Genomic DNA, 17,963 nt, shown 5'->3' on the forward strand with positions numbered 1-17,963 from the left:
TCTACTATTTTTTGGTTATTCGACAGGCGTGTCCATATATAATACAATGGAAAAATAGTCAATAACTTTATTGATTGATCTATCGGAAAGAGACTTAAAGAATCACCAATTAATGATTATTAAACCGTAATCCTATCCATGAAACAGGAAGCTATGTTGTAGGTGATTTATATTTTTTATCATAGTAGATTGTTATTTAAGACAGAACAAAATTATTGTACAACTCAATTGGATATATTATAATTTTCAAAAAAAGAATACTATTGGATTAAAAGATCCTAATTAACTTTTTTTCTTATTTTGCTTTTATCCTTAAATACATGAGTTGTTAGTGCTGCTGGATCACCCACACCAATTTTCGCTAATGCAAAAGGAGCGTCAGCTAAAATGCCGACTTATACCATTATTGCAAAAGTTGGATAAAATTATTAATTGCCCCATGGGCGTAATTAGAAGTATATCCTCTTTGCCTTTTCTGAAGGTGGGCCTTTTTTCTCAATCAGTAGCACTGGTCTATTCACGGCGTTAAAATATCCGTGGCGGTTATTGCCTAATGAGAATGTTGGTTTTATTGGTGTTGTGTATGGAAATTCCAATGATATCGCAGAAATATATTTTAAGATAGTTTAATAGAATGTTTAGAGCATCTTTCTTACTGTGAGATGCCTTTTTAAGAGCTCGCTAAAAATCGGGCTTTTAGTATCGAATACATTCTAGTACCTTGACCAAATCAAATTTGAGGATAGAGATGTTTTAATTTACCTCTAGCCTGCTCGGTAGTAAACTGCCATTCAACCGATTTCTTCGTTTGATTGCGTTCTCGTTCCCAAGCCGATACCTCGCCTTGCAATTCGTGAATGGAGGCGATTCGACGGTTCAGGCACTGAATCGTCAGTGCACTGAGTTCAATCTCAGCGATGTTCAGCCAACTACCATGTTTAGGCGTGTAATGAATTTCCAAGCGTTTCGCTAAAGCCAAAGCGCGCTCAGGCTCAAAGGTTTCATACAAGGACGAGTTGTGTACCGTGACTTGGCTGACTCCTGCACGCCTCGCGATTTCTGTGTGAGTGGGAATCTCTCCCTGGCTTTCGTCTGCCAAAAGAAGTACGAGACAACGATTTCGAATGCCTTTAGATGTGGAATCGCTGTGAAGGAGTTGTTCAATCCATTTGTGTTCCTCTGCTTGAAGTTGAATCTCGTATTTTTTGTTCATGTGATCCCCTCCCAAATTTTTCTTATAGGGAGAGTTTAAAAATTAAATCAGAATTGGTCAAGGTACTAGATATTATAAAAAAGCCCTCTTTCACACGTTAAAAGTTCTTGTGCAAGAGGGCTTTTCCAAAATTATTTTCGTTTGTCCATTAAGATGCTATCAGGAGTATATGAGGACTCATAGGCATTACGTTGCGCTTTGGCCATATTACGTTGAACAAGCCAATCCTTCGCTTCATTTTTTAGAAATTGCATACGCTGACCAATTAATTCGTCATGGTTTAAGATGCTTTCTAACTTTTGTTTTTGTTCTGGAGTTAAGGACTGATTATGCAAATGACTTAGGAGCTTATCCACCTTCATTTGACGCAATTCGACAAATTGCTCAACTTCTTCATAACTTGTCTCATTTAGTCGATTTATGAATTGTTGAGTTACTTCTTCCAATTGATTTAGCGCTTCACTCAACTTCATCTTATTGCTCAGCAGACAACGACATACCTGCTGTCTGCTTGCTAATTGTAACCCAAGTTTCACGCAACTCTTGCAAGTAACCCAAAACCTCTTCACCCGATTCAACCTTTTTCTTGATGTTTGTTTGAATCAGTAGATAGTTCATATATTCATAGAGAGCATACAAATTTTTGGAGATATCATAAGAATGATTCAACGTAGACATTAACTCACTGATAATCGTCTGCGCTTTGCCTAGATTGATGTTTGCTTTTGGAATATCGTTCGACGTAATTCCATCGATCCCCGCCTTCACAAAGCGAATGGCACCATCGTATAACATAACCACTAATTGAGCCGGGGTCGAGGTTTGCACCGAAGACTGTTTATATTTTTCATTAGGAGATGAAATCAAAACTGATCACCCTTTTCTTTACTATTTTAAAAGACCTGTCAAACTGGACGACTGCGATTGATACTTACTCATAGCCGATTCCATGGCTGAGAACTGCTTGTAATAACGAGTCTCAGCATCTTTAAGCCTGCTTGTTAGATCTGTAATACGGCGATTATAGCCTTTTAATTGATCTCCCATTACACTTTCTGTTTTAAAGGTCATACTGCCATTCGTATCAAATTTCGATGTACCTGCTTTTTTTACAAACATGTCCAACGTAGTATCAAGCTTACTTCTTAGTTCGCTATAGATCGGCTTACTGTTTACATCAGCAGACGAACCTTGGAATATACTCAAAACCTTTTCCGGATTTGTCGTTAAAGCAGCCTTCAGCTTTTCTTCATTAATCTGTAGTTTACCATTTTCGTAGTACTGACCTGTAGTAATACCAACTGAACTCAAATCACCTAACTTACTGGAAATAATCATGCGCATAGAAGACACAGCAGAACTCAAAATAGAATCATTTTTGAGGAGACCACTTTTGGCCTTTTCTTCCCACTGCTTAATTTCATCTTCTTTCATGTCTTTCCTCTGATCGGCTGTCAATGGAAGGAAATTACGGTACTTTTGTTCACTTAGTTTCGTATTAAATGTACTTAATAGGTCATTATAAGTATCCACAAAAGATTTAATGGTCTCCATAGCTTTTGTTGGATCTGATTGGGTTGTTATTTTGGCAGGTCCAGTGGTTCCCGTGGTCTCTAACAGAGTCAGCGACACTCCATTAACGACAAGGGAGTTCTTATCAGGATTATAAGTTTTAGAACTCGAATCCGCAGTATTCGTTACTATAACTTCTCCTTTTTCAGCCGCCTTTACATCTGTAGAACTAATTTGGAATAAATCCATGAGCGTACTGCTTTTAGCCTGCTTATCGGCACCTGTTAATTTAATATTATTGCTATCCCCATATTCTTTAGCTGTAATGGAGAACTTGCCGCTGATTTCATCGAAGGTCGCTGTTACGTTCGCCCCTTCCGAATTGATACGGCCCATCACTGCAGATATTGTATCGGTTTTTAGAAAAGTGATTGTTTTGTCATTTATATTTAACTCATAAGTATCTGATGCACTACCACCTGCAATTTGCTCCAATGTTGTATTTTTAGTAGCATCTGCTGTACTACTTCCAGCAGTACGTAAGCCTGTAGAGGTTTGCATATTGGACTTTGTTGCTAACTTGTTAACGACTACAGACATAGGTGTAGAGCTAGCATCAGCATTAGCTTCCGCTTTAATAGCCGTTGTATTACCAGTTAACGTCGATTTCTGAGTATTCATTGTCTCTGACTTACTCATGCTGGATAGTTTGTCTCTAAATTGAACAATTTTAGTGTTTAATTCACGATAGCTATCACGTGTCCACTCCAATGTCTGTTTCTGCTGATTTAGCTTGTTTAGTGGTACCCTTTTCGCTGTCATCATGGATGTAACCATACTATCTATATCCATTCCGGAGAAGCCATTTATACGCATCTAATTTGCCCCCTTATACTTTTTCATCTATGAGAATTCCTGCAATTTCCATCATCTTTGCCACTAAATCCAAAGTCTTTTCAGGTGGGATTTCTCGAATCAGTTCACCTGTATCTTTGTTCAGAACCTTAACCAAGATCTGATGGGTCTTTTCGTGCACACTCATTTCCAAGGTTGTAGTAGGACCCTGCAGAGCCTTGACTGCGCGGTCTATAGCACGAATAAGCTGCTCTTCTCCAAGAGGAACAGCAACCCCTTGCTGCTCCAATTTAGTTAAAGCTGATCCACTTTTAATGGCAGTTACTAATAATTCAGTTGTTTTGTTTCCAGCAGTGGAACCTTCACTAATTTGAGACACACCATTCGCCTGTCCATTCATCTGATTCGTTGAAACCGAAAATTGCAGATTCATTATTCTAACCTCCGATGGCCTGTTTATTATTTTATCGGTTGTTCAGAGTATATTGTGAAGAATATAAAACTATAATAGTATATTAAAGGCTGTCTAATACTATGTTCAGCATATTGGTAACCTTAATAGCACCCTTTTCATTAAGGTGGTCCATATCTAAAAAGTCAGACTCAACAAAGTCATCTGAATCAAATAAATCGACTAACTTAAATATGTGCGTATTAGCCAGACTATTCATAACTTCATAGAAAACAGCTTTAAATTCGGGATCAAAAAAGTTTTGGTAATATTCCGTCGCAGGGAACGCCACAACGACAGGAGTTATCCTTTCTTCGTTTAAATAATTGATAAGATTTTTCAAAACATTAGTATTCTCTTTTACAGTTTCATTATGGACTAATAATTGATTATGTTGTTCTGCTCTTTGTTGACCTACTGCTACCTTTTGCGACAGATCCATGTCCTCCAATCTAATATTTCCGAGTAAGCTGAACAATTCTCTGTTAATATTATTATTAAAGTATGAATCGTGTACAATTACTGCATCAATAATAGTTTGGTCTAATTTAATTTTATTGAATATAATATGATATAAAAAGCTTAAATTATTATCAAAATTCATCTCAGATGAGGTAACACTCTCTTTTACTTCGAAATGGTGGGAATCCTTAAAAATAGGATAATAGACCTTGTTAATCCTATTCACAGCTTCTTTTTTACTTCTGGATAGATCATAGTGAAAACTGTAGTAGGACATACCTATAATACAGTATTTAATATTTCGACTATACTTCAAGGCCTCTTTCACGATTTTACGACTGTAGTAAAGATCCTGAGAAGCAAGAGACAAATTCAAAACACTTTTATCAAAACTGCGTTCACTAAGCCCAAACATTGAATAAGACGATCCTGCTGCTAAAATTTCTGAGTCAGTATTTTCCTTAATATTTTTGGATAAATAGTAGTAGTCATAATTACTATAATATTTCTGATTCACAAAATTACCAATCAATTCCTGAACCAATTTTTTATAGCTAATGACTTCATTAAAACTAGTTAGCAAACCAGCTAATTCTTCACTTACATCATCCACATTTTGAATCAAAACATGATATTTGGCCTCTGGTTTCTCAACCATTCCCTTTAAAAGAAGTAATGAACTTTTATCATTTGAGAAAAACCCTTTGAATACTGTATTTTCTTCATGGAAACATTTGCTTATAATATTTTGATTATCTTGTCCTAAAAAATAAACATTGATTTGATGTTCATTTTTTAGAACTTGATAAAACTCACTGCATTTAAATATAACTCCTTGATAGAGTGAAATCATTTCTTCTCGTGTATACTCACCATTACAATACTCAATAAATGTAGTGACCCTCTCCGTTAGTTGTTCGAACTCTTGGTACATTAAATATTTTTGGCTTCCAATAATGAATTCAACCAGGATGTTAATACAACTAAATATTTCTTCATCACTACTCAGTCCAACCATTTCATTTCTAAGTACATTTAGCTTCTCAATATCGCTATAGTAATCGATTATATCTATTCCATTTTTTGTAGTAATAGTCCTTCATCTCCTTAAGACTTATCCTATTCTTTAACTTGCAGGTTCTATTGTTTATCCATATTCCCACTATCATTTAACATATAGTGACTTTCACACTGGGGACAAATCCAGACTGAAGGTTCTTTTGCTGGATATAAATCATTTCCACAAGTACATAACCATCCGATTGCTCTTGCTGGAACACCAACTATCTTCTGATGAGCTCTCACTGACCTCACTATAGCTGCATGAGCTCCTGCATAGCTATAATCCGCAATAGTCAAAAGTTGGTTTACTGAAACCTGTATACCCAACCATACATTTGAACCTATGGATACCCCTCCTGCTACCACTACTCCCCCAGCAATCATCGTTCTCTTACCAATACAAGTAGAATGCGCTATATATACATGATTATCTATTTTTGCTTCACTACCAATTGTTGTGAACTCTCCAAATAGACCTTTATCGATCGTCACACATGATCCAATTTCAACATCATCAGAGATATAGACACCACCCACATGCGGAATAACTTTCCTCTTTCCACCTATATCTTTCACTTGAAATCCATTTCCACCTATAACTGTATTGGGTTTTATAACGACCCGATCACCCAAAACAGTGTTAGGCATGATGACCACGTTATCCATTATTACACAATCATTCCCAATAGAGACTGATTCTCCAATCACCGCTGTCTTCGCTAAAAAAATATTAGCTCCTCTTCGTTCTTCTACAACTTGAAATGTATTTTCATGAACAAAATACATGAAAATACGATAGAACAACTGCTCAGGATTTTCATCAGTTACTAAGTAACTTTTTGCTGAACTGCATGATTTCAACTTTACAAAGGAGCTATGAACAATGCAGGCTCCAATATTAGATTTATTAAATTGTTCTGCATACACTTCTGAATTAGTATAGCTTAGCTGCATTTGAGGCATATTTGTCCTACTGGATAAATTACCAAATTTCGAGATAAGAATATCGTCCCCTAAAACTTTGCAATTAAATTGTTCCGCTATAGAAGATAACAATATGGGGTCCATACGTAATTCAATTTCCATTTAAGATCACCCTACCATACTAAATTTCAGTTATACAGAAAAGTCATTAATTGTCTGAACCACATACTCAAGGTCTTCCATAGACAGTGCAGGATTCACAGGAATAGACAGAACCTGCTCTGATAGTTTATCTGCTGTAGGACATGAATACTGCTTTTGTTTAACAGATGCCAAGTACTCTTTTATGTGCAATTGCTTATGGACTGGTAATTGATAATGAATGCCCGTCCCAATTCCTTTTTCAGTTAAATAGCTTACGAGTTGATCTCTATAAGTAGTCGTTATTGTGAATTGATGAAACACATGATGTGAATACTCATGAACAAATGGTAACGTAACCAGATTGTTGTGCATATTGGAGAAATAATATTCCGCATTTTTTCTGCGAGCATTATTCATTTGATCAATTTTTTTGAGTTGCTCAATACCGATAGCTGCCGCAATATTAGTCATTCTATAATTATAGCCAAGTACTTCATGTACATATCTTTGTTTTGAACCATGATTGATCAGCAATTTACTAGTATCCAAGAACTGCGTATCCTGAGAAACAATCATTCCCCCTTCCCCAGTAGACATGTTCTTGGTAGGATAAAAGCTAAACGTGCCGCCACATCCAAATGTCCCTACTGGCTTTGATTTATAGGTTGCACCATGGGCTTGAGCACAATCTTCAATAATAGTTAAATTAAATTCTTTAGCTATTTCAGTTATTTTGTCCATTTCGCAAGATTGTCCAAACAAATGAACAAGCAGAAGATATCTTGCCTCAGGAAAATCTTTGGCTGCCTTACGTATAGCTTCCGGTGATATATTAAAACTGGCCTCGTCTACATCTACAAAAACAGGGACTGCATTGCAATATAATATAGCATTACTAGTTGCTACAAAGGTGAATGGAGTTGTTAGAACCTTATCCCCTAGCTTTACGCCTGCAGCCAATAGGGCAACGTGCAAAGCTGCAGTACCATTGGCAACCGCTGCTGATCCTGTATAGCCAAAATGCTCTGAAAACTCTCTCTCAAATTGGTAAACCGTCTCTCCCTGAGCTAACTGCCCACTTTCCAAAACTCGAGTTACAGCTTCAATTTCTTCTGTTCCAACCGACGGCTTTGCTATGGAAATATGTCTCATATCGTTATATTCAGCTCCTGTTCTTGTAATTCCCACGATTTCGAAACCTCTGTTGTCGCTTTTTGAATTTCTTTTACTATTTTCAAGGCTTGGAGACCTTCAGTTCCACCAGTTTGGGGGGCAACCCCAGTTTGTATAGACTTAATAAAATCATTTATTTCCATATGCAACGGCTCATGATTAGCAACTAAGACTTTCGCAGTAATCTGCTCCTGTGTATATTTATGATCAAAGCCTGTTTGGAATAAGTCCACTCCTACTGATGTTCTACGGGTTAGATAGAGCTTACGCTCTAAAAGATCTGCCTCAATTAACTTCTCAGGCATAATGATTCTCCATGACCTTATTTTTTGCTCAGTAGCGCGACTTGTAGTTATGCTAATAAGAACACCACTTCGACTTATAAGTTGTGCATTTACTAAATCATTCCTATCAGAATGAACACATACGCCCTGGGCAGATATAACCTGTACAGGTTCATTGAGCAAAAAATATATTAAGTCAATGTCATGAATCATGAGATCAGATATCACATCTGTATCAAAGATTCGAGGATCAAAAGGGCTCTCCCGATGAATATCTATATAAACTGGCTTTTTATCATTAAGTAGCTGCTTCAATTCTGTCATGACAGGATTAAAACGCTCAATATGCCCAATAGCCAGTCGACTTCCCGTTTTCTCTGATATTTCAATAAGCATCTCAGCATCGCGAATCTCTTGAGTAATGGGCTTTTCCAAAAGAACATTTATATGATTTTCGAGAAAAAACTTAGTAATCTCATAATGCGTACTTGTTGGTGTTACTATACTTACTGCATCAACTTTCCCTAGAAGTTCTCTGTAATCTTTAAACCCTTCCACACTAAACAATTTTTGCGCCTGCTTTATTCGTTCTTCATCAATATCTACCACGCCAACTAAATCCACATTAGGATTATGGTATAAATTCCGTATATGATGAAGACCCATATTACCTGTACCAATGACAGCAACTCTAACTTTCATTTCCCTCACCTTCCTTAGTTAGCTATTTCATGAACCCACAAACAAAGTGGAAATTTATTTTTGATACTATCAACAATATTCTTCATCATTTCCTTATCTTCTAATTGTTTGTACAAACGATAGCTTCTTTCATAAGAGCTATATTCAGGGGAAAGATCCAATAATTTCGTATAAAGAAGCTGTGCATCTTCCAGATAACCAGAATTCAAACAAGCATCTCCCAATAATCTTATTATTTTCACATCAGTAGGATTAGCCTCGAATAATTTCACTAAAAGGTCAATAGCTACTTCATTAAAACCATACCTGATCATTTTTTCTAAAGTATTATATTTAAGTTCTAAAGAACCCAACCCAATATACTCTAAAATACATTGAAAAATTTCATACTCTTGAAGTACCAACAAGTGACCAGCTAATCTTTCTAGTGTATTTTCCAAGTATGTTGTAAACTTCAGTGCATCTATTTCCTGATTCATAATAATGCTTCGAAGTACCTTTGCTTCTTTTACACTTAAATTCAAATAAGATCTGGATAATTCGAAAAGCTCAGAATCCTTGAGAATTAGTGCAAGTAGCAAAATATCTTCACCATTCGCTGCATCAATATTTTCCATTCCTAACCACATTGATTTCGCTTTGTCATATTGCTTATCGTACTGAGTTGCTATCACCAGGACATTATCTTCGGGATTAATTTTATAGTCACTGAGATATCTCTTCAGTATAGGATGCCGTAATGCATAAAGCACTTCAAGTAAAACCTTAAGTTCTTTAATGGCTGAGATACGATATATCTGATTAAAATTCTGATAAACATCAGTCAGTGGGATACTGGCCATGGTCACAATCTCAAAATACTTTGCAATTCCAGCCAAAAAGTCTTTTTTTATTCGAACGCATTCAATGATATGCTCATAGCTTAGCGAAAGACGATAATTTTTCTCATGCAATTCTGCCAATCTATAATATGCCATGAATCCCCCATTGCCCTCAGTTATTGTTATTCCTTGATCTCCGAGTTGTAAACATGTTTCTAGTGTTGCTATAGCATCTTTATAGTAATGGACCTCCGAGAACACAAGCGCTTGCGTGTGACGTAAATCTGTTTCATTGGGATATAGAGCAGTAGCATCATTAAGTATCTGTAAAGCCTCAAACTCTCTTTTTAAAGAAACTAGGCAGTGGCTTAAATTGGTCAAAAGATCGGACACAATAATTAAATTAGTACTTAATGGATACGCCTTTTTAAAATTTTGTATAGCCTTTTCATACTCCCCAACCCACTTATAGGTTCTGCCCATATTAAACAAATTATAAGCATTGGGATTTTCCTTTACTTCCTGTAGCATTAAAGGTAAATTTCTTTTTTGTTTATCTCTGTCTTGCATCATTTCATCTGTGTATCCTGTATGAAAGAGATACGATTTTCCAAAATCGCTTGTATATGCCTTTTTATCCTCGTCTAAATTATTTAAATGCTCATGCAGCCGATTTCGAAAAAATAATCCCCTAAAATTAGCGAAAATTCGTATAGAAGTATGCTCTATTTTTTGACCCTGAGAAAGAAAGTTATGAACTTTTAGGAAATAGTAATCACATTCTGAACTTACATCCGCTTTTAGGTCTGAGCTCTCATCCAAATATTCATCTGCATCCAGAATCAAAATATAATCTGATGTCGCATATTTAATCGCTTCATTTCTCGCAGCAGAAAAGTCATTAACCCATTTAAAGTTATAAACTTCATTTGTATATTCTTTCGCTATACCCACCGTCGCATCGGTCGAACCTGTATCCACGATTATGATCTGATCCACTTTGTCCTTCACACTATCTAGGCATCTTCTTAAATACTGTTCCTCATTTTTTACAATCATACATAATGCAATTGTTTTATACATATATCAGAATTTCCTCTCACTAAAGAATAGTTATCGTTACTCCTTATATCGGTCATATTTAGATGAGTAATTAGTTTAGAAGGTATAAAAAAAAGAAAAACCCTCATCTAAAAAAGATGAAGGTTCTCGATAGTCTAAAGAAATTATATCCTTGTTTAATTGTTCTATTAAACTTAACGAAGCAATTGAAGAACTGCTTGCGGTTGTTGGTTTGCTTGTGCCAACATAGCTTGAGAAGCTTGAGCAAGAATATTGTTTTTCGTTTGGTTCATCATTTCTTTAGCCATGTCTACGTCACGAACACGGGATTCAGCAGCAGACAGGTTCTCGGAAGTGGTTCCCAGGTTGTTGATTGTGTGTTCCAAACGGTTTTGGTTTGCACCCAATTTAGCACGCTCAGAAGATACTGAAGCAATAGCTGTGTCCAAGGATGCAATCGCCGCATTCGCACCTGTTTGAGTGGAAATATCAACAGCATCAATTGCTAAAGATGCAGCACCCATGTTTCCAATTGACAATGTGATTGCTTGATCCTTATTAGCACCGATATGGAACACTGCGCTACTAACACCAGCTCCATCCAACAATTTCTTAGTGTTGAATTCAGTATCTGTGGAAATACGGTTTACTTCTTTTGTCAATTCAGCTACTTCTTTTTGGAGTTCTTTACGGTCAGCATCAGTGTTAGTATCATTCGCGGATTGTACAGACAATTCACGAACACGTTGCAAAATGCTGTGTGTTTCGTTCAATGCACCTTCAGCTGTTTGGATCAAAGAAATGCCATCTTGAGCATTTTTGGAAGCCATGTCCAAACCGCGGATTTGACCACGCATTTTTTCGGAAATTGCTAAACCAGCAGCATCGTCGCCAGCACGGTTAATACGAAGACCGGAAGACAGTTTTTCGATTGCCTTGTTTGTGTTAGCAGTGTTTGTGTTCAATTGACGGTGAGTGTTCATTGCAGCGATATTGTGGTTAATAATCATTTTAAATTTCCTCCCTGAAGGTAAATGTCCCACATCCATGTGGTTTATTGGTTTTACAGCTATCCGTTGAAGTCGGCCGCCCCTCCGCAATAGCTTGTACTATATATATCGACAATCTCGCCGATCTTTTAATAGCATTTTAGGATTTTTTTTATTTTTCGTTATTTTTTTTTATCAAGCTTCGCAAAGCATCCAAATTCGACTGTGTATGGGCTGCGGATTCACGATTGGACTCTTGAATGGACAAGTAGATCTCCTTACGGAAGATATCCATCTGCTTGGGCGCTGAAATCCCTATACGGACGGTATCCCCTTCTACTCCGAGCACGGTAACCTCAATATGATCCTGTATGATGATGGATTCACCTTTCTTACGCGAAAGTACCAGCATGATTATTCACCTTCCTTTGAACGGATGGTTTCGTCTTCCTTGGTGGGCTGCAATGGATGCTTCGTTTGATATGTGGTCTGGTGCAAAATAACCTGCTTGGCCTGCCTATTATCTGGATTGAATACCAATGGTGCCAATAGATTGATCGTTGAGTTTTCTACCTGCTCATGTAATGTTAGTATGCTGCGAACGACTAAATTAGATCCAATCTCCAGTTCTTCCGTTTCACTATCCGGCAGTTCGAACTCGTATTCAGGATAAAAAATAAAAGGGTCCACTAAGACAAAAGATAGTTCTTTCTGCTGAAGGGACTGGAGATAGTAAAAGGGTGCCTCGTTTTGATCAAGCAACACAAATTCAATCGTCTCCTCAAACCCCGGAATTCCTTTTTCAAAACGATATACTTCTTTTTCATTAACTTCAATGTCACCCCAAATGGATGTAGATATAATCACAAATATTCCTCCAATATTTAATCAGGATATATACATTTTTTTACGAAAAAAAGGCTATAGACGGCTGAACAACTCCTCTATAACCTTAGCTTATTTTACATCGTTACATCAATTTCCGGCGGGATATAGGATACTGAAGCATATTGCTGCATATATATATCCAGCTTCCCCGGAGTATACTCAATCTCGGGACGATTAACGGTGACATGCATTTCCGATACAGCAGGCGTATATGTAATATCAGGTGCACGTGTTTCAACATGGATATCTACATTATCCATGGATGCAGCGCCCCTGAATTCAGGAAGGACGTGCGTTTCTGTATCCTCCCCAAAAACATTAGCCACTGTATTCCCCGGGATGTGAATCGCCGCCATTCGATTACCTTGTTCTACTCTATGTGCCAGGGCCTGCAAAAATATTTGCGGTATTCCTGAGTAAATTCGATTATTCATTTCAAGGTAATTCCCCCCGTTATAGGCGGAGAAGGCAGCGCTCTGATCTATAGTAAGCTCTGGCTTGTACTGGTGGATTTCCAGTTGAGCACGTCGTGTCGTTAATTCCATATCAGCGGAAGGCTGCCTTATAGAGAACTGTCCTGGGTCCGCATCTATATGCAGGATAGCAGGAGTCTGCCTGATCTGAAGCATCGGAATAATGGCCATCTATCCCCCTCCTTAGCCTATCTTAAGAAATCCATTAATGATGGGGATATTATTTTTGCTCCCGCTGACAAAGAAGCATTATATATATTCTCTTGAATCTTGGAATTCATTAATAGCTCTGCATAATCTGCATCTTCCGTTTTCGACTGTAAATCTGTTAAGTTCACTTCGAGATCGCTCAAACGGCTTTGCATGAGCTCAACACGATTCGATTTAGCTCCCATTTCAGAACGAACCTTCAGCATTTTATCAACTCGTGTGTCAATATTAGCCAATTGATCTCCACTTGCTTTAATATCACCACTTGCCAAGGCAGCGGATAACTGATTAAAAATCGTAAATAAATTATCCGTATCTGTGCTTGTTCCTACAACTTCATTACCGGTAACATTAATGGGCAAGGCAACATTCTCACCTACTATAAAATTAACATTCCCCGTATCCGTCAGTATAGAGGCTGCTGCAGATGTATCATGCGTATTATCTGCGTTTAAGGGAAGGTCGTAAGGTTTTTTGTCATAGGTTTGGCCATTGAATATATATTTACCGTTCAATTGGCTGTTCACAACATCAATCATCTGTTCTTTGAGCTGACCAATTTCCTTGTTAATGCTGTCCAACGCAGACTGCGGATTGGTGCCAGTAGAAGCCTGGACCGTCAGTTCCCGTACTCTCTGCATAATTTGTCCTGCCTGATCCATCACCGTATCATTGAAATCAAGCCATGATACTGCGCTGTCTACATTCCGTTGGTACTGTTCGTTGGAAGATAACTCGGATCGGTACCTCAAAGAATAAGTAATACCTACAGGATCATCCGAGGGCTTGTTCAGCTTTCGTCCGGTAGACATCTGGTTTTGAGTATTGCTCATACGCTCGGAATTGCGATTCAAATTCAGCAAAAGCTGTGAGCTAAGCATATTGTTAGTAACTCGCATAATCATATCCCTCCGTAATTAAATATCCAATGTCTTATAAAAATCTTAGATACTTAATTTCCCTTCTTATCTACCAACCACACCTGTTGAATTAATCAACTTATCCAACAATTGATCAAAGGTCGTCATAAACCTCGCAGCCGCACTATAAGCATGCTGAAACTTAATCATATTAGACATCTCTTCGTCCAGAGAAACACCACTTACTGATTGACGCATGGTTTCCACTTGAGATACAAGTGCTGTAGCGTTTTGTGTTTGTCTGGTAGCTTCCTGAGCTTCGATACCCAGTTGGCCTACCATAGAGCTAAAAAAGCTATCTATTGTAGCTGTATTTCCAGTTGAAACTGAAGTGAAATTATTAAGTTTCAAGTTGGCCATCAGAGAAGCCAACGTATTATTCCCTTTAACCAATTCCTCGGTAGGGGCAGTACCTGTTACACGAAGAGAAGCTGCAATGGCATTAGGATTATCAACTATAACGGTATTCAACGTAATATTCCCCGCTGTGATCGTACCGCCACCAGTTCCAGATGTCACAAAAAAAGGCTTGCCTGCGACCATATTACCGTTTGCATCCTTGCTCTCCTGAGTGTAGCCAAGCTGATGCAGGCCATTAAGTCCTTTTACGGTAACTGTCAAATCCGATTGAAGCGTTCGAGTGGTACCCGTATAAGTGACTCCGTTCAGTACAGTTCCTTCCGGTAGCACAGAGCCCTTGGGAAGCGTCACTGACACATTACCATTCGCTAGAGTATTGGCTAGGTTATCCATCTGAGCTGTGTAATCTGCTACAAACTGATCTCTGGAAATAATCATACCGTGGACTTCGCCACCTTGCAGATCATTGGAGCCAAAAGCTGCTTGTAAATAAGCACCGTTAATACCAGTTGTAGGTGTAAATCCAGCTACTAAAGCTTGGCCTCCCATATTTACATTGTAGCCTTGATCGGTATCAGTCACCGTTACATTAACGATTTTTGAAATTTTATCGACGATCAAATCACGCTGGTCACGAAGATCGTTAGCGTTATCCCCCAAGCCTTCAATTTTAGTAATTGATTGGTTCAGGTCCGCAATGGAGTTTACATAGCTTTGTAGCTCACTAGACTTAGCCTCCACATTCGAGGTTAAATCCGCAGACAAATTACTTAGCTGCTTGCTCATATGGTTCATCGCGTCAGTCAGGGCAAGAGCATTCTCCTTAACAATGGTACGAGCGGTTACGCTCTCCGGGTCTTTGCTCAAATCAGACCAAGATTTATAAAAGTTATCCAAAACTTTTCGAATCCCTGTGTCGGACGGCTCATTCATAATCTGTTGTAGCTTATCAAGCGTATTACTTCGAATCGTCCAACTGCCCAGCTCAGTATTTTCTCCGCGATACTGACTGTCCAAGAACTTCTCACGAATGCGTTCAATAGCATCAAATTCAACACCTGTTCCCAACTGACCAGGCACGTTAGAACGGTTAATACCATAAGCCTCCATCGGTATAGAAGCTCTCATCTTAACCGTTTGCCGTGTATAGCCTTCTGTGTTGGCATTAGCTATGTTGTGTCCTGTTGTATTTAAAGCTGCCGTTTGTGTAAAAAGGCTTCTTTTAGCTGTTTCTATGGAATGAAATGTGGATGGCACTCTATTTTCCCCCTTGGCTCAAGCCTTCGTGTCGAACAATCCAGGTCGTGCGACTTGATTGCTCTTCTGATCCGGATGCATGTAAGTCATCTCCTGATTAGGACGACCTACAAGCAAATCTAACGAGTAATCAATAAACACCAACGATTGCTCAATGAGCTTTTGATTAATTTCATTAATTTCCTTTAATCCTGCAAGAGTTTGGGATAAGCGGCTTTGGACACTGAGGAGTTTCTTCTTATCTTCAGGATCAAAGACAAGGCGCGCCAGCTCGGTTATAGTTAAATTAAGCTGGGACTTAATACCACGTTCACGAAGAAGCTCATACGAAACCTCCATACGAGCTTCCTCCAACTGCTCAACCTGTTTAAGGAGCCTGGACTCTTGGCTCAAATGCTGAACCAATCTGTCCATATCATTAGCCATGACAATTTCTTTCTTGATACGCGCCAGATCCAAAAGAATAAGATGCTTTTGTTCAAGTTCCTTTAACACATCAATCAGGCGCTCTAAAGGCATATCCTTCACCTAGCTTTCGGAAGACTGCTTGAAGTAAGGCAACAGCTTCTCTGCAATTTTGTCAGCATCCACACGATAGGTTCCGGAAGCCACTTGCTGCTTAAGCTCCTGAATCTTTTTAACGCGGTCTGCGTCACTGCTGCGGTTTAGCATTTCCATCGCTTCCGGGGAAATCGAGACCTCGTCCTTGCGACGGGATTTCTTTTGTTCCTCCTGGCGTCCTGCTTCAATATTTCGTTGATATGGGTTAATGGCTCCGATGCGGTTGGTCTCGTTAATTTTCATAACTTCCACCTTCCTTATTTATTTGAAATGGTCAGAATGTATCAGACGACATAGCGTCGAACATGGTTCGTATTATGTCTTACTTCTTTATTTTGTGCATGTTTGCTAAAAATAAAAAAACCGATAAGCTCTATAAAGATTATCGGCGGTATTTGAAACTTTTTGAATAGCTGAATGCGTTTTTAATTCCCTTGTACTACTTTCCGCGAAGTTTATCAATCGCACTGTAGGTACCTGAACCCATACCATTACTCTGATCCTGCTTGCTGCTTTCGCTGGCGGCCTGATGCAGGTCTTTGGTCAAGCGTGTTCGACAAGAATCGCACATATGCCCTTCCCGTATCGGTGTCCCGCATACCTCGCAAGGATACGTCATATTAGGCGCATTAGCAATGGAAATACGTCCCTCACGTATAAAGGTCGTAACTTGCTTAACAGATATCCCGGTTGCCTCCGAAAGCTCATGCATATGACAGCCCTTATTTTCACGTATATATTTGACGCATTGCTCGTATTCAAGCTCAATTTCTTTCATACAGTTTGGGCAGATTCCCCTAACATTCATAATAAACAGCTTTCCACAGCGAGGACAGTTATCCAAGTTCATCCTCTGCAGCGCCCCTTTCCTGTTTCCGGTCTTGTATTGGTGTATCCTTACATTACCTTATATCCAAGAGCCTCGTCTAGCGAATATTTTCTAAAAAGAGTGATAGATTTTACACAATTGCACATTTTGTACGATATCCTTATAAAGGTACAAAATGCTTAACGTACTCTGTATTAGGTAGTACAACGAAAAATCTAAGCATTTAAATCCCACACCAGCTAAAGGGGCCACAACCTAATATCAAATCTTCAATTCATCTATAACATGATATGCAAATCGCATGTAACCTAAGGAGACACATGATTTCCCCCAGATCAATCTAATGCATGTGTCTATTTATCGTCATACAACGCTCAGGTTTTTAGATTAAAATAAAATAAGCGCCATTCCGGTTATTTCGGGAATAGCGCTTCACAATAATTTAAATAGCTGTATATGATTATAATTGGATGTAGATACGAATCAAGATGAGGGAAAAACCGGGCGAAACAATCCTCAGAAGAATTCATGTTCACCTGTGCCCCGAATGCCACCAAATCACTGCTACAAATCCGGGGGAACGGCGCCCATACGAATGCTCCGCACATGGAGTGTGGGTATTCATTATATCAATGCGACTAACATCATCCCAGCTTAAAATCTATCTAAAGATAGTGTAGACGCACCATTGAAAATTTGCAGTCCAAAAAAACATGCTATTTCACAAATAATTATTCAAAAAAGCATTGTTTTAATAGAGGCCTTCCCGTATACTGTAGTCAAACACTTGGTTTAATAAAAACATTTTTAT

General features: G+C 38.3%; 18 protein-coding genes and 1 pseudogene. All 19 read right to left on the minus strand.

Features of this window, described 5'->3' with window-relative positions; all coding sequences use genetic code 11:
- Nucleotides 1-730: 730 nt before the first annotated feature.
- A pseudogene (locus ACIFO6_RS04640) lies at nucleotides 731-1,012 on the minus strand (transposase); the annotation flags it as partial.
- Between the two features lie 332 nt (nucleotides 1,013-1,344).
- Entirely contained in the window at nucleotides 1,345-1,659 is a 315-nt protein-coding gene (locus ACIFO6_RS04645; RefSeq protein WP_430038567.1) for a hypothetical protein, read from the minus strand.
- 28 nt (nucleotides 1,660-1,687) lie between these two features.
- A complete protein-coding gene (fliS, locus tag ACIFO6_RS04650; protein WP_430038569.1) occupies nucleotides 1,688-2,080 on the minus strand; it encodes a flagellar export chaperone FliS in 393 nt (130 codons plus the stop codon).
- 21 nt (nucleotides 2,081-2,101) lie between these two features.
- On the minus strand, nucleotides 2,102-3,601 hold the full coding sequence (fliD, locus tag ACIFO6_RS04655; RefSeq protein WP_430038571.1) for a flagellar filament capping protein FliD: 1,500 nt from the start codon (nucleotides 3,599-3,601) through the stop codon (nucleotides 2,102-2,104).
- Nucleotides 3,602-3,614: 13 nt separating this feature from the next.
- Nucleotides 3,615-4,013: a flagellar protein FlaG gene (locus ACIFO6_RS04660; protein WP_430038573.1), complete on the minus strand. Its 399-nt coding sequence runs from the start codon at nucleotides 4,011-4,013 to the stop codon at nucleotides 3,615-3,617.
- A gap of 82 nt (nucleotides 4,014-4,095) precedes the next feature.
- Nucleotides 4,096-5,511, minus strand: a complete 1,416-nt coding sequence (locus ACIFO6_RS04665; RefSeq protein ID WP_430038575.1) for a hypothetical protein — start codon at nucleotides 5,509-5,511, stop codon at nucleotides 4,096-4,098.
- 122 nt (nucleotides 5,512-5,633) lie between these two features.
- A complete protein-coding gene (locus tag ACIFO6_RS04670) occupies nucleotides 5,634-6,641 on the minus strand; it encodes a hypothetical protein (RefSeq protein WP_430038577.1) in 1,008 nt (335 codons plus the stop codon).
- A gap of 30 nt (nucleotides 6,642-6,671) precedes the next feature.
- Nucleotides 6,672-7,811 carry a DegT/DnrJ/EryC1/StrS family aminotransferase gene (locus ACIFO6_RS04675; RefSeq protein WP_430038579.1) on the minus strand — a complete coding sequence of 380 codons (1,140 nt, stop codon included), beginning with the start codon at nucleotides 7,809-7,811 and terminating at the stop codon, nucleotides 6,672-6,674.
- Nucleotides 7,772-8,782, minus strand: a complete 1,011-nt coding sequence (locus tag ACIFO6_RS04680; protein ID WP_430038581.1) for a Gfo/Idh/MocA family oxidoreductase — start codon at nucleotides 8,780-8,782, stop codon at nucleotides 7,772-7,774. Before ACIFO6_RS04680 ends, ACIFO6_RS04675 begins: the two co-directional genes overlap by 40 nt.
- 14 nt (nucleotides 8,783-8,796) lie before the next feature.
- Nucleotides 8,797-10,686, minus strand: coding sequence for a glycosyltransferase (locus ACIFO6_RS04685; RefSeq protein ID WP_430038583.1), 1,890 nt, complete (start codon nucleotides 10,684-10,686; stop codon nucleotides 8,797-8,799).
- A gap of 173 nt (nucleotides 10,687-10,859) precedes the next feature.
- Nucleotides 10,860-11,675 carry a flagellin gene (locus ACIFO6_RS04690; RefSeq protein WP_430038584.1) on the minus strand — a complete coding sequence of 272 codons (816 nt, stop codon included), beginning with the start codon at nucleotides 11,673-11,675 and terminating at the stop codon, nucleotides 10,860-10,862.
- Nucleotides 11,676-11,826: 151 nt separating this feature from the next.
- Entirely contained in the window at nucleotides 11,827-12,066 is a 240-nt protein-coding gene (csrA, locus tag ACIFO6_RS04695; protein ID WP_430038586.1) for a carbon storage regulator CsrA, read from the minus strand.
- Nucleotides 12,067-12,068: 2 nt separating this feature from the next.
- On the minus strand, nucleotides 12,069-12,521 hold the full coding sequence (gene fliW, locus ACIFO6_RS04700; protein WP_044648599.1) for a flagellar assembly protein FliW: 453 nt from the start codon (nucleotides 12,519-12,521) through the stop codon (nucleotides 12,069-12,071).
- Between the two features lie 95 nt (nucleotides 12,522-12,616).
- Nucleotides 12,617-13,186, minus strand: coding sequence for a DUF6470 family protein (locus tag ACIFO6_RS04705; RefSeq protein WP_430038588.1), 570 nt, complete (start codon nucleotides 13,184-13,186; stop codon nucleotides 12,617-12,619).
- 17 nt (nucleotides 13,187-13,203) lie between these two features.
- On the minus strand, nucleotides 13,204-14,124 hold the full coding sequence (gene flgL / locus ACIFO6_RS04710; RefSeq protein ID WP_430038590.1) for a flagellar hook-associated protein FlgL: 921 nt from the start codon (nucleotides 14,122-14,124) through the stop codon (nucleotides 13,204-13,206).
- A gap of 66 nt (nucleotides 14,125-14,190) precedes the next feature.
- Nucleotides 14,191-15,762 (minus strand): flagellar hook-associated protein FlgK, encoded by a 1,572-nt coding sequence (gene flgK, locus ACIFO6_RS04715; protein ID WP_430038592.1) that lies wholly within the window; start codon nucleotides 15,760-15,762, stop codon nucleotides 14,191-14,193.
- An 18-nt stretch (nucleotides 15,763-15,780) separates the two neighbouring features.
- Nucleotides 15,781-16,281, minus strand: coding sequence for a flagellar protein FlgN (locus ACIFO6_RS04720; RefSeq protein ID WP_430039048.1), 501 nt, complete (start codon nucleotides 16,279-16,281; stop codon nucleotides 15,781-15,783).
- 9 nt (nucleotides 16,282-16,290) lie between these two features.
- Nucleotides 16,291-16,566 carry a flagellar biosynthesis anti-sigma factor FlgM gene (gene flgM / locus ACIFO6_RS04725; RefSeq protein ID WP_014278436.1) on the minus strand — a complete coding sequence of 92 codons (276 nt, stop codon included), beginning with the start codon at nucleotides 16,564-16,566 and terminating at the stop codon, nucleotides 16,291-16,293.
- Nucleotides 16,567-16,762: 196 nt separating this feature from the next.
- The gene (locus ACIFO6_RS04730; protein WP_430038594.1) at nucleotides 16,763-17,173 is read right to left on the minus strand and encodes a TIGR03826 family flagellar region protein; all 411 of its coding nucleotides are present in this window, start codon (nucleotides 17,171-17,173) and stop codon (nucleotides 16,763-16,765) included.
- Between the last annotated feature and the right edge of the window lie 790 nt (nucleotides 17,174-17,963).

The sequence above is a fragment of the Paenibacillus sp. NRS-1781 genome (assembly GCF_050467745.1).
Lineage (GTDB): Bacteria > Bacillota > Bacilli > Paenibacillales > Paenibacillaceae > Paenibacillus > Paenibacillus terrae_A.